The sequence below is a fragment of the Anoxybacillus tepidamans PS2 genome, assembly GCF_000620165.1.
In the GTDB taxonomy this organism is placed as follows: domain Bacteria; phylum Bacillota; class Bacilli; order Bacillales; family Anoxybacillaceae; genus Anoxybacteroides; species Anoxybacteroides tepidamans_A.
This window is the reverse complement of record NZ_JHVN01000003.1, coordinates 80817-94520: the sequence shown is the minus strand read 5'-3', so window position 1 is coordinate 94520 and position 13704 is coordinate 80817. Positions and strand designations below refer to the sequence as shown.

General features: G+C 48.8%; 11 protein-coding genes. 10 read left to right on the top strand and 1 reads right to left on the bottom strand.

The window, feature by feature from the left end:
* Window positions 1–4: 4 nt before the first annotated feature.
* From N667_RS0104825 to N667_RS0104810, 4 genes are all read left to right on the top strand, one after another.
* Complete coding sequence (locus N667_RS0104825) at window positions 5–838, top strand: carbohydrate ABC transporter permease (protein WP_027408513.1); 834 nt, start codon at window positions 5–7, stop codon at window positions 836–838.
* A 35-nt stretch (window positions 839–873) separates the two neighbouring features.
* Window positions 874–1929, top strand: a complete 1056-nt coding sequence (locus tag N667_RS0104820) for a family 43 glycosylhydrolase (RefSeq protein ID WP_027408512.1) — start codon at window positions 874–876, stop codon at window positions 1927–1929.
* Window positions 1930–2226: 297 nt separating this feature from the next.
* Window positions 2227–2397 carry a hypothetical protein gene (locus tag N667_RS19740; RefSeq protein WP_156936085.1) on the top strand — a complete coding sequence of 57 codons (171 nt, stop codon included), beginning with the start codon at window positions 2227–2229 and terminating at the stop codon, window positions 2395–2397.
* Window positions 2398–2442: 45 nt separating this feature from the next.
* Window positions 2443–4242, top strand: a complete 1800-nt coding sequence (locus N667_RS0104810) for a glycoside hydrolase family 2 protein (RefSeq protein ID WP_084278902.1) — start codon at window positions 2443–2445, stop codon at window positions 4240–4242.
* Window positions 4243–4469: 227 nt separating this feature from the next.
* Here the strand turns inward: N667_RS0104810 and N667_RS0104805 are convergent, their stop codons facing one another.
* Window positions 4470–5693, bottom strand: a complete 1224-nt coding sequence (locus N667_RS0104805; protein ID WP_027408510.1) for an ROK family transcriptional regulator — start codon at window positions 5691–5693, stop codon at window positions 4470–4472.
* 428 nt (window positions 5694–6121) lie between these two features.
* Here N667_RS0104805 and mglB point away from each other — a divergent pair, with 428 nt between their 5' ends.
* From mglB to galT, 6 genes are all read left to right on the top strand, one after another.
* Entirely contained in the window at window positions 6122–7183 is a 1062-nt protein-coding gene (mglB, locus tag N667_RS0104800) for a galactose/glucose ABC transporter substrate-binding protein MglB (RefSeq protein ID WP_027408509.1), read from the top strand.
* Between the two features lie 106 nt (window positions 7184–7289).
* Window positions 7290–8795: a galactose/methyl galactoside ABC transporter ATP-binding protein MglA gene (mglA, locus tag N667_RS0104795; RefSeq protein WP_027408508.1), complete on the top strand. Its 1506-nt coding sequence runs from the start codon at window positions 7290–7292 to the stop codon at window positions 8793–8795.
* A gap of 15 nt (window positions 8796–8810) precedes the next feature.
* Window positions 8811–9827, top strand: a complete 1017-nt coding sequence (gene mglC, locus N667_RS0104790; protein WP_027408507.1) for a galactose/methyl galactoside ABC transporter permease MglC — start codon at window positions 8811–8813, stop codon at window positions 9825–9827.
* Between the two features lie 150 nt (window positions 9828–9977).
* Window positions 9978–11162 carry a galactokinase gene (locus N667_RS0104785; RefSeq protein ID WP_027408506.1) on the top strand — a complete coding sequence of 395 codons (1185 nt, stop codon included), beginning with the start codon at window positions 9978–9980 and terminating at the stop codon, window positions 11160–11162.
* A complete protein-coding gene (gene galE, locus N667_RS0104780; protein ID WP_027408505.1) occupies window positions 11159–12145 on the top strand; it encodes a UDP-glucose 4-epimerase GalE in 987 nt (328 codons plus the stop codon). Before N667_RS0104785 ends, galE begins: the two co-directional genes overlap by 4 nt.
* A gap of 2 nt (window positions 12146–12147) precedes the next feature.
* Window positions 12148–13683, top strand: coding sequence for a UDP-glucose--hexose-1-phosphate uridylyltransferase (galT, locus tag N667_RS0104775; protein ID WP_035098068.1), 1536 nt, complete (start codon window positions 12148–12150; stop codon window positions 13681–13683).
* The last annotated feature ends 21 nt before the right edge of the window (window positions 13684–13704 follow it).

Genomic DNA, 13704 nt, shown 5'->3' with positions numbered 1-13704 from the left:
TTGTATGAAGAAATATATAAAGCCAATACTCTCTATTATTATTGCAAGCGTCTTAGCCGTTGTTTTTATCGCACCGCTTTTATGGATGGTTTCGATATCGTTTAAAGATGATGTGGAAGCGATATTGCCTAACTTGAATATCATTCCCGACCATCCGACCGTAGCGAATTACGTGAATGTATTGACGGGGGGTGACTTGAACGTCCCGATTTGGCGCTGGGTGTTTAACTCTTTGTTTGTCGGCGTCGTTACAACGGTGCTTGTCGTAGCGATTGATGCGTTGGCTGCTTATGGGCTTGCGCGTTTGGACGTTCCATTTAAAAATGTCATTTTGGCCATGATTGTTGGAACGATGATGATTCCAAGCATTGTTTGGTTTTTGCCGCTGTACGCCGAGTTTAGCAAACTGCAATTAATTGACACGTATTGGGCGCTTATTTTGCCTTATACATCCGGAGCGTTCGGTGTGTTTTTGCTTTACCAATTTTTCACGTCGTTCCCAAAAGAAATTGAGGAAGCGGCTTATTTAGACGGGGCCAATAAGTTTCAAATTTTTTATCGGATTTTGCTGCCGAGCGCCAAGCCGGCGTTATGGACGCTCGCCATTTTAACGTTCATGGGCGTGTTCAACGATTTCGTTTGGCCGCTGTATGCGACCAACTCCGACGAAATGCGGACGCTGACGGCCGGGATCGCGATTATGACGCAAGGAAGCTATGTGAATTCACCGAATAAAATGATGGCGCTGTCGACAATCGCGACGATTCCGGTTTTGCTCGTCTTTTTAATCGGCCAGAAATCATTTGTCAAAGCGGTCACCCAATCGGGAATCAAATAAAGCCCAGCGCGGCAACGTAATGAGAAGGTGAGGGCATGAACAAGAAAAAAACGGTAGGGTATGCGGCGGCGGCTCTGCTTGTTTCGGCTGCCATTGGCTTCGGTTGGCATGCGCTGCAAAAGCCGGCAAGCTACGAGAACCCGGTGTTTGGCCCGACTTTTGCCGATCCGTCCATTATTCGAGGGGACGATGGCTATTATTACGCTTACGGCACGGAAGATGACTGGGGCGATGGGCGCGGGCCCCATGCGATCCCCATTATCCGTTCGAAAGATTTAATTCATTGGAAGTTTTATCGGGACGCCTTTATGCAAAAGCCAGGTTGGAAAGAGGGGGGAGGCGGGTTATGGGCTCCCGATATTTCTAGGCATGCAAACGGCAAATACTACTTATATTATGCCGTTTCGCTTTGGGGAGACTCGAATCCGGCAATTGGCGTAGCGACCGCCGATAAGCCGGGCGGTACATTTATCGACCACGGCCCTCTATTTACGAGCGAAAGCATCGGCGTAGCCAACTCGATCGACCCACAGCTGTTCAAAGATGACGACGGAACGTTGTATTTATTTTGGGGAAGCTTTCACGGCATTTACGGCATTCAGCTTGCTGCTGACGGCTTGCATACCGTCGGGGACAAGTTTCAAATTGCCGACGCCAGCTATGAAGCGCCGTATATAATCAAGCGCAACGGATTTTATTACTTTTTTGGTTCGTCCGGCAGCTGCTGTGAAGGGGAAAATAGCACTTATCATGTTAAAGTCGGACGCGCTTCCTCCGTCAAAGGGCCGTACAAAGACGAAAAAGGGGTTTCGCTTCTTGAAGGGGGAGGCACAACGATCCTTTCTTTTAATGAAAAACGCGGGAAGAACGGGAAAAAATTTGTCGGTCCCGGCCATAATGCGATCATTATGGATAAGAAAGGGAATGATTGGATCGTGTATCACGCCATTAATGAGGATGACCCGCGGTTGTTGAACGGTGCTACAAAGCGACCGTTAATGCTCGACCGAATCACATGGAAAAACGGCTGGCCGACTGTCAAGGGCGGGGAACCGAGCACCGGTCCGATGCCGGGGCCGTACACAAATTGAGCTACTCCCACTTAGCCCTGCTTGAAGTGGGAGATTCCTGCGAACACCAACGTATCCGTCGGTTTTAGAGAGGCTTGCTCCGCCGTTCCAACGGTGAAATGACAATGGATTTTGTAAGTGAGTTCTCACCGCGCGTTCGACTTGCTTGGTTTTCGCTTGGGCAAGGGAGTTGCCTCGCTACATGTTTATGAGTTTTTTGTTTGCTAGATAACGAACTTACTCGCAGCGCGGCAGCTCCGGTTTCAGTCAGGCGATGAGACGACGGTTATACCGCTTTCCGATGACTATCGCTTTGAAGTGTCGCATCAGCTGCAAATTTGGAAGCAAGCGGGGACGATTCGCTTTATGTTGGATCGCGTATGCCGCTATGAGGCGATCGCGCCTGTTGGATATGCGTTCATGCAGCTGTCACAGGGAGACGGTGCACAGTATAAAGGAACAATTTTACAACATTTAACGGCGCTGTAATGGGAAGCGTTTTTATAACAAATGATAAGAGGCTAGGTGAAGATCATGATTGCACGCAATGAATATCCGAGACCGCAGTTAGTGCGAAAACAATGGCTGAACTTAAATGGAACATGGGATTTTTGCTTTGATGATGAGAATAAAGGAATCGGTGAACGATGGTACGAACGGTTTCCGGAAAAGCGGCAGCAAATTAACGTTCCGTTTGTGTATCAAACTTCTCTAAGCGGCATCGGGGATCCGTCGTTCCACGATATCGTATGGTATCAGCGGACATTTGCCGTGCCGCCGGAATGGAAAGGGCAAACGATCGTCCTTCATTTCGGCGCGGTCGACTATCGCGCTTGGGTGTATGTGAACGGCCAATTCGTCGGGTTTCATGAAGGGGGGCATGTGCCGTTTCATTTCGATATTACGCATTGCTTAACTTGGGAGACAGAAATGGTGACGGTCCGGGTAGAAGATCCTTCAGCCGATGAAACGATTCCGCGCGGCAAACAATTTTGGCTGGAAAAATCAGATGCGATTTGGTATACGCGCACGACGGGAATTTGGCAGACGGTATGGCTGGAGCCGCTGTCAGACAGCCACCTTGCGAAACTTCGTTTTACGCCTGATTTTGACCGCGGCGATATGATCGTCGAATTTGAAGTGGCGGGAAATAAGGCGGACCAAAGCGTGGAAATAGAGATCCGCTTTCAAAACGAGCTTGTGGCGAACGATTGCATTCATATTTATGAACGGTACAATAAACGCGCGATCAACTTGTTCAACCGAAAGATTTTTCGGACGGGTTTCCACCATGACGGCTGGTGCTGGACGCCAGAGCATCCGAATTTGTTTGATGTGAAAATCGTATTGAAGCAAGGTGCAACGGTTTTGGATGAAATCGAATCGTATTTTGGCATGCGGAAAATCCATGCGGAAAACGGCATGGTGTACTTGAACAACAAGCCGTATTACCAGAAGCTTGTGCTCGATCAAGGCTACTGGCCGGAAGGATTGTTGACGGCGCCGAGCGATGAGGCGCTTAAAAAAGATATTGAACTAGCGAAAGCGATGGGGTTCAACGGCTGCCGCAAGCATCAAAAAGTGGAAGACCCGCGCTTCCTCTACTGGGCGGATCGGCTCGGCTTTTTAGTGTGGGGCGAATGTGCGGCATCGCCGTCGTTCAGCGGAGATGCGGCCGCTCGGCTGACGCGCGAGTGGATCGAAATCATCGAGCGCGATTACAACCATCCGTGCATCGTTGCCTGGGTGCCTTTAAATGAAAGCTGGGGCATTCCTCATGTTCGCTCCGATCGGCAACAGCAGCATCATTCATTGGCAATGTACCATCTCATCCATTCGTTAGACCCAACGCGCCTTGTCGTATCGAACGATGGGTGGGAATTGACGAAAACGGATATTTGCGCAGTCCATAACTACAATCACGGCCATAAAAACGAACGCGAAAAATATGAGGCGTTCAAAGCGTCGCTTTCGACGAAAGAGGCGATTTTGCGCTCTCAGCCCGCAAAGCGCAGCATTTACGCCAACGGCTTTGCCCATCAAGGAGAGCCGATTTTATTGACCGAGTTTGGTGGGGTTGCGTTTAAAGCCGGCGGCGATGCTGGATGGGGCTATACGTCCGCCGGCAGCGCCGAGGAGTTTCTTGAAGATTACAAGCGGGTCATCGAGGCGGTATACAGCTCAAAAATTTTGCATGGCTTTTGTTATACGCAGCTCACGGACGTCGAGCAGGAAATCAATGGTTTGCTGACGTACGACCGGAAGCCGAAATGCGATTTGGCGCAAATTAAAGCGATCAACGATATGTGGCATCCGGAAACGATCGGCGAGTAAACGCAAGGTGCAGTTGAGCGATTAGGATCGCTTGTTTCCCTTGTTGTTTGACGCCAAGTGCGCTGTTGCGAATGAGAGTACAGCTTGCACGATGAACGCTAGTGCCCGTTCATGCTTTTGGGCGGAAAAAAGAGAAGAAAACGCGCGGTTCAGTTCGTGATCGAGATCGGTGATTAATAGAATGGAAAAGCCTTTGGAACAAGGATGTCCAAAGGCTTTTCGCTTTTTTAGGCATTGCTCGTTGTCGCAAACAGTTCTTCTAAAATAAGCGTGACGGCTCCGAGGGCGGTTGCATCCTCCCCGAGCTTTGACAGCATGATTTCCGTCTGTTTCGCAGAAGCGGTAAGCGCCCGCTGATAAATCGTGTCTTGAATGCTTTCGAGAATGAGACTTCCGGCGTTCGATACGCCCCCGCCAATAATGATTCGTTTTGGGTTAATCAAATGAATAATGTTGGTGAGGCCGATGCCGATATAGCGGCCGGCTTGCGACAGAATCGATACGCTTAACGGATCGCCTTGAGCCGCCGCTTCGTATACGGTTTCGCCGGTGATGTTCCCTAAATCGCCGCCGACAAGCTGCGTTAAAATACTCGGATGTCCTAGCCCGATTTCCGTTTTCGCTTTTCTGGCAATTGCGGGACCGGAGGCGAGCGTTTGCAAACAACCGTAATTGCCGCATGAACATTTCGGACCGTCAATGTCGATCGTCATATGTCCGATTTCCCCGCTAATAAAATTGTGGCCGTGAAACAGTTTGCCGTCCATAATAATCCCCGCGCCAATGCCGCGGCCGATATTGATGCACACTAAACTATCGGTTCCGTGGCCGTTGCCGAACCAACGCTCTCCAAGCGCCATGGCCCGAACGTCATTTTCCACCTTGATCAATATATCGAATTCTTTTTCTAGCGTTTTTTGAATCGGAATATTATATAAATTTAAGTTTGGAGCGAACAGCGATTCTCCATTGTCGACATCGATAATCCCATGCATGCCGACACCGATTCCGATCATTCTCGATTCGGTATCATCGATCCCTTCTTTCATATGATGCACAGCTTGTATCATTAATGAGAGCAAGCGGTCGTTATTGATGGGAGTAGGAATGGAAAAGGATGCTTTTTTTACGATAAAGCCGTTTAAGTTAGCAAGTACCGCTTTAATTTGATAAGAACCGATATCTAAACCGATTACGTAAAACCGCTCGCTGTTGATGTCTAGCATCGTCGGCTTCCTGCCGCCGCTCGATTCCCCTTGGTAGGTTTCGATAATAATGCCTGTATCAAGAAGCTCTTTTACTAGATTGCTAACGGTCGGGGGAGTGAGCTTTGTCAATTTTGCGATATCGGCGCGCGAAATGGGCCCTTGCTCCCGAATGATGTTTAAAATAGCCGAACGGTTTAGGGACTTCATAAGTTGAAAGCTGCCTGTCAGCATCTGTTTCGACATCTAAATTTCCTCCGCATTCGATTTACTTTTTTAATTTAAATTATAAACTAAACGACCGAGAAATAAAACCTTTATTCTATATAATGGAAAATGTCGGAAAAAGGCATTTGGGCGGTCACGACACATTCAGAAAGCCGCGCGATGTTGTAATCGTAAAAGAAGTTTGTTGAAATTAGTTCACGGTTCCTTATTTCGTATATACAGAAAAAACTTTTAAAAATCATGTAGCTATGTCCTCTTTTTTGTTATATTTTTCTTCTCTTTTAAGTAAAATTAACTAACAGGTTTTACGAGCAAAACAAGAATTATAGTCAAGTCGTTTTAGGTGGCAGGAAACAAATTTTGACAGCGTATTTTTGTGTAAAGGCTTACAACAGGGGGGAACAGTTTTTAAACTTTTAAAACTATGACGAAAGGGGATGGAGAATATGCTTCAAAAGAAAAAAGGTCTTATCTTATCGTTGGCAGTCGCCTCTAGCATTCTATTAGCGGCAGGCTGCAGCAGCGACACGACGAGCTCCAAGAAAGGAGGGGGAGGCAGCGACCTTCCGATGGTGGGAGCGACGATTTACAAATTTGATGACAACTTTATGTCGTATGTGCGCCGGGCGATGGAAAATACGGCGAAGGACAAGGTCAATTTGATGTTGAACGACTCGCAAAACGACCAGGCCAAGCAGATTGAGCAGATTGATACACTCATTGCCAAAGGGGCGAAGGCGCTCGCGATTAACCTTGTAGATCCAAAGGCGGCGCAAACGGTCATCGACAAGGCAAAACCGAAAAACATTCCGGTCATCTTCTTTAACAAAGAGCCGGATGCGAACGTGCTAGCGAGCTACGATAAGGCGTATTATGTCGGTACGAATTCCGCCGAATCAGGCATTATTCAAGGCGAAATCATCGCCAAAGCATGGGAAGAAAATAAAGACAAATACGATAAAAACAAAGACGGAAAAATACAGTATGTGCTCTTAAAAGGCGAGCCGGGGCATCCTGATGCGGAAGCCCGCACAAAGTATGCGATCGAGACGCTCAAACAAAAAGGCATTCAAGTAGAAGAATTGGCGATGGATACAGCGATGTGGGATGCGACGAAAGCGACAGAAAAAATGGATGCGTGGATTTCCAAATTTAACGACAAGATTGAGTTTGTCATTTGCAATAACGACGCGATGGCGCTAGGGGCGATCTCGGCGCTCGAAAAAGCGGGATATTTCACCGGCAATAAATTTATGCCGGTCGTCGGAGTGGATGCGATTCCGGAAGCGCTCGAAATGATTGAAAAAGGAAAAATGGTTGGCACTGTCTTAAACGATGCGAAAAACCAAGGAAAAGCGACGATTGAACTGGCGGCTAACGCAGCGCGCGGCAAAGATGTATTGGAAGGAACACAATGGAAGCTCGATGACAAAAAAGCGGTACGCGTTCCGTATATCGGCATTACGAAGGAGAACATTCAAGTCGGCAAAGATGCTTATAGCGAGTAAGAAATGGATAAACGGGGGAACAGCGCTGCTTTCCCCCGTTTATCGCCAATGGCAGATGGGTTTGATGTTTAAATACAACATCTGTTAAGGAGTAGGAGGTCGCGCAATGGCGGAACAAAGTACAGCTTACATATTGGAAATGAACAATATCACCAAAAAATTCCCCGGCGTCATTGCTTTGCAAAACGCTTCGCTCAAAGTAAAGCCGGGGACGGTTCATGCGCTCATGGGCGAAAACGGCGCGGGAAAATCGACGCTCATGAAATGTTTGTTTGGCATTTATTCGATGGATGAGGGCGAAATTTTATTAGAAGGAAAAGCGGTGTCGTTTGAAAACTCGAAACAAGCGCTTGAATGCGGCGTGTCGATGGTGCATCAAGAACTGAACCAAGTGCGCCAGCAAAGCGTCATGGATAACATGTGGCTTGGGCGTTATCCGAAAAAAGGGATGTTCATCGATGAAAAAAAGATGTATAACGATACGCTTGAAATTTTTAAAAATCTCGACATCCAAATCGATCCGCGACGAAAGGTGAGCACTTTATCGGTTTCGGAAATGCAGATGGTTGAAATTGCGAAAGCGGTGTCGTACCGTTCGAAAATCATCGTGATGGACGAGCCGACATCATCGCTCACCGAAAAAGAAGTCGAGCATTTATTCCGCATTATCCGCAAGCTGAAGCAAGAGGGAGTCGGCATCATCTATATTTCTCACAAAATGGAGGAAATTTTAAAAATATCGGACGAAGTGACCATTATGCGCGACGGCCGTTATATTACGACAAAGCGGGCAGACGAGCTGACGACAGATGAAATCATTAAGCTGATGGTAGGGCGCGACCTATCGCAGCGCTTCCCTGACAAAATCAACAATCCAGGGGACGTCATCTTAAAAGTTTCCCATTTGACCGCCGAAGCGCAGCCTTCTTTTTCCGATGTGAGTTTCGAATTAAGAAAAGGCGAAATTTTAGGAGTGGCTGGGTTAGTCGGCTCAAGGCGCACCGAATTGCTTGAAGCGTTGTTTGGGCTCAGAGCGGTTCGTTCAGGCACGATCGAACTTCGCGGACGAATGATTGAAAACAAATCTCCGCAAGAGGCGATTAAAAATGGGTTCGCTCTTGTGACGGAGGAAAGACGGACAACCGGCATCTATCCGGATTTAAGTGTGAGTTTCAATTGTATGATCTCTAATCTGCGTCAATACCGATCGAAAGGGGTGTTTGTGTCCGAGCGGAAAGTGTATGACGATACGAAATGGGTCATTGACTCTATGAAAGTAAAAACACCGTCGCAAAAAACGCCGATCCGGAGCCTCTCAGGAGGCAACCAGCAGAAAGTCATTATCGGCAGATGGCTGCTTACAAAGCCGGACATTTTATTGTTAGACGAGCCAACGCGCGGCATCGATGTCGGAGCGAAGTTTGAAATTTATCAACTTATCAATCAATTAGCGGCCGATGGAAAAGGAATTATTATTGTTTCGTCAGAAATGCCGGAACTTTTAGGAGTGACAGACCGCATTTTAGTGATGAGCAACGGAAGGGCGGCTGGGATTGTGGAAACGGCCGCGACATCCCAAGAAGAGATTATGAGATTATCGGCCTTGTATTAGGAGGGGAGAAACTAAATGGAACGCATCAAACAATCAAGTGTTGCCAAGTGGCTTGTCGATCATGTGATTTATGTCGTTTTAATCCTTCTGATCGTTGGAATTGTCGTCGCTTCTCCCGATTTTTTATCGATGACGAACATCTTGAATATACTAAGCCAGTCGTCTTCGCGCGTGATTATTGCGCTCGGGGTGGCGGGCATTTTAATTACGGCCGGAACGGATTTGTCGGCTGGGCGAATGGTCGGGTTGGCGGCGGTGATTTCCGCTTCGCTATTGCAAGCGGCCGATTACGCATATCGGATGTATCCGCATTTGCCTGAACTGCCTTTATTTGTTCCGATTCTCATTTCGATGATCGCCACCGGCTTGCTTGGCGCTTTAAACGGTGTCATCGTCGCCAAGCTCCACGTGCCGCCGTTTATCGCTACATTAGGAATGATGATCGCCGTCTATGGAATCAACTCGATTTATTTTGACCGTCCGCCGTATGGCGCGCAGCCGATTGGCGGGCTGAACGAGAGTTTTACCACGTTCGCCCAGCGCGGAATCCCGATCGGTTCGTATGAAATTCCTTATCTTATCATTTACGCGGCCGTTATTTCAGTAATCATGTGGATCATTTGGAATAAAACGGAGTTAGGCAAAAATATGTACGCGATCGGCGGAAACCCGGAAGCGGCGAAAGTGTCCGGCGTCAACGTCACGAAAAATCTCATTATCATTTATACAATTGCCGGCTTGCTTTACGGTTTTTCCGGTACATTAGAAGCGGGGCGCGTCGGCAGCGCGACGAACAACACTGGAAATATGTACGAGCTTGATGCAATTGCCGCGTGCGTCGTCGGGGGCGTTTCGTTATCTGGGGGCATCGGAACCGTATCCGGTGTCATCGCTGGCGTTCTTATTTTTCAAATTATTAACTACGGCCTTGCGTTTCTCGGTGTGAGTCCTTATATTCAGTTTATCGTTAAAGGCTTGATTATCATTGTAGCGGTGGCGTTTGATATGCGGAAGCATGCCAAAAAGAAGTAAAGTGGCACGAGGCGGGAGATATTCCCGCTATTTTTATTAGTAAATGCCGCTTTATTTTCGGTGCGAGGGAAAAAAGTTTATTGCTATTAGATAAAATTTTTACTAAAATATTTACTAGAAAGGTAAATTGAAAGTGTAGGAGGCATCGGGATGATCAAACAGTTAAAAACGGAATTTTTGGCGCGGTTTGGCGGGAGGGAGGAGGATATTCGCGTGTTTTTCGCTCCGGGACGCGTCAACTTAATTGGCGAGCATACCGATTATAATGGGGGACATGTGCTTCCATGCGCTTTGCATATCGGCACTTATGCGTTCGCGAGAAAAACGGATCATCCGTTCATCCGTTTTTATTCGAAAAATTTCCCGGAAAAAGGTGTCATCACGGTTTCGCTTGACGAGTTATCATACGATGCGGCACATAGCTGGGCGAACTATCCGAAAGGAATGGTTGCTGCATTTGCTGAGCTATGTTCCATCGACAGCGGTTTTGATGTGTTTTATTACGGCAACATTCCAAACGGCGCCGGTCTGTCCTCGTCGGCTTCGATCGAGCTGGCAACAGCGGTCATGGTAAATGCGCTGTACAGCGCGGGTATCGAAATGCTTGAACTTGTGAAAATCAGCCAAAAGGTAGAAAATAAATATATTGGCGTTAATTGCGGCATTATGGACCAATTTGCCGTTGGAATGGGAAAATGGGATCATGCGATTCTATTAAACTGTCAAACATTAACATATCGCTACTTGCCGCTTGTATTGAACGACTGCTCGATTGTGATCGCCAACACAAACAAACAGCGCGGCTTGGCCGATTCGGCATATAATGAGCGGCGGGCCACATGCGAAGCGGCGCTCGCCAAGCTGCGGCAGGTGCTTAAAATTCAATCGCTCGGCGATTTAACAAGCGCACAACTCGAACAATGCCAACACCTTCTTTCTCCAATTGAGCAAAAGCGCGTCCGCCATGCAGTGACGGAAAACGAGCGAACGATGGAGGCAGCGGAGGCGTTAGAACGAGGCGATCTAGCGCGCTTTGGCGAACTGATGAAGCAATCGCATCTTTCACTATGCAACGATTACGAGGTGACGGGGGCAGAGCTTGATGCGCTCGTAGAGGCGGCGTGGAAACATGAAGGCACGATCGGCGCGCGCATGACCGGCGCAGGTTTTGGCGGCTGCACGGTCAATATTGTGAAAGACGAACACATTCCTTCCTTTATTGAACAAGTCGGGCGCGAATACAAGCAAAAAATCGGCTATGAGGCGAGCTTCTATGTGGCGAAAATCGGCGGCGGGGCGAGAGAAATAAAAGAAGAAAAGGAGATGGTGTTATGATTCTTGTTTGCGGCGGCGCCGGTTACATCGGAAGCCATGCAGTATATCGATTGATAGAAAAAGGAGAAAAGGTGGTGGTGGTCGATAATTTACAGACAGGGCATCGGGAAGCGGTTCATCCTGAAGCGATTTTCCACGAAGGAGATATTCGGGATCTCAACTTTTTAAGGCAAGTGTTCGAACAGCATGACATTGATACGGTGATCCATTTTGCGGCGAATTCGCTTGTCGGTGAAAGCATGCAAGTGCCGCTCAAGTATTATGACAACAATGTATATGGAACGCAAGTGTTGTTAGAGACGATGAACGAGTTCAACGTCAAACGCATCGTATTTTCATCGACCGCTGCCGTATATGGGGAGCCGGCGCAAATTCCCATCGTGGAAACCGATCCGACCGTGCCGGAAAACGCATACGGTGAGACGAAGCTGGCGATGGAGAAAATGATGAAATGGGTCGACCGCGCCTACGGCATCCGCTCGATTTCGCTCCGCTACTTTAACGTGGCTGGGGCGTACGGCGCGCATTTAGGCGAGGACCATGATCCAGAGACGCATTTAATTCCGCTCATATTGAAAGTGGCGCTAGGACAGCGAAGCGAGATACAAATTTTCGGCGAAGACTACGACACGCATGACGGAACGTGCATCCGCGACTACATTCATGTTCTTGATTTAGTCGATGCTCACTTGTTGGCGGTAGAAAAATTGAGAAGCGGCGGCCAAAGCGACGTGTTCAACCTCGGAAATGGAAGCGGATTTTCTGTGAAGGAAGTGATTGAAGCCGCTCGCCGCGTGACGGGCCGCGACATTCCGGCGCGCGTGGCGCCAAGACGCGCCGGCGATCCAGCGAGATTGGTCGCTTCTGCGGAAAAAGCGAAGCGGGAGCTTGGCTGGACGCCAACGTATACGAGCATTGACGACATCGTCGCTTCTGCCTGGGAGTGGCACCAAGCGAACCCGAACGGATATCGAGGTGCGTGAACGTGAACATTTACGAAGCGATTGAACAGCTTGTTCAGTACGGGGTTGCCAAAGGGCTGCTAGAGCGGGAGGATGTCATTTACGTGCGCAATCGGCTGCTTGCTGCGCTTGGGCTAGAGGAGTGGCAGCCCGCTGAAGAACTTCCGCCGCTTCCGTCCTCCCCCTCCCCGATTTTAGCGGTCATGCTCGATTGGGCGTACGAGCAAGGGCGATTGCAAACCAACTCGGTGACGGAGCGGGATATATGGGAAGCGAAGCTGATGAATTGTCTCATGCCGCGCCCGTCAGAAGTCATTCGCGGGTTTTTTGCCAAATACAAAAACAATCCGATGGAGGCAACCGGCTGGTTTTATTCGCTGAGTTGCGCCTCTAACTATATTCAAACAGACCGGATCGCAAAAAATCGAAAGTGGAAGGTGAAAACGGCATACGGCGATATTGACATTACCATTAATTTATCCAAACCGGAAAAAGATCCGAAGGACATCGCTCGATTAAAAGCCGCGCCGCCTTCGTCATACCCGAAATGCGTGCTCTGTGCGGAAAATGAAGGATACGAAGGAACTTGGCATCACCCGGCGCGCGCCAATCATCGCATAATTCCGCTTTCGCTATTAGATGAACAGTGGTATTTTCAATATTCGCCTTATGTATACTACAACGAGCATTGCATCGTGCTTAGCGCTAAACATGTGCCGATGAAAATGGAGCGGAAGACATTTGCCCGCTTGCTCGATTTTATCGAACAATTTCCCCATTACTTCATCGGATCGAATGCCGATTTGCCGATTGTCGGCGGTTCGATTTTAGCGCACGACCATTTTCAAGGCGGGCGTTATGAATTCGCCATGGAAAAAGCGGCCGTCGAGGAATCGATCCAGCTGCCATCTTATCCGTCATTAACCGTCGGCATTGTTCGCTGGCCGATGTCGGTCATCCGTTTGCGCGGCCAAAAGTCCGAGGTGCTTGATGCGGCCGATTTGGTTTACCGGACATGGCAAACGTACAGCGATGAAAGTGTCGGAATCCGCCACGAAACCGGCGGCACACCGCACAACACCGTGACGCCGATCGCGCGCCGGCGGGGGGAGTTATTTGAGATGGATATCGTCTTGCGCAACAATCGGACATCCGAAGAGCATCCGTACGGCATTTTCCACCCGCATGAAGAGCTGCATCATATTAAAAAGGAAAACATCGGGCTGATCGAAGTAATGGGGCTTGCGGTTCTTCCTGGACGGCTCGCGGATGAACTAGATGCGCTCAAGCAGTGCCTTGTGCGCGATATTCCAACGGAACATTGGGATGCGCCGCTGCGGAAGCACGCCGATTGGATCGAACAGCTGCGCCATCGATACCACCGTTTCAGCGAGGAAGAGGTGGAAGAGATGTTGCGCTATGAAGTCGGACAGCGCTTTATTGTCGTGCTTGAACATGCGGGCGTGTTTAAACGGACGGAAGAAGGCAAGCAGGCGTTTCGCGTGTTTTTGCAGAAGGTGGAAGAGCGGGCGCGCACGGAAGCGTTCAAGAACGCCTGAGCGACCGGAAGTGTTGTGGCA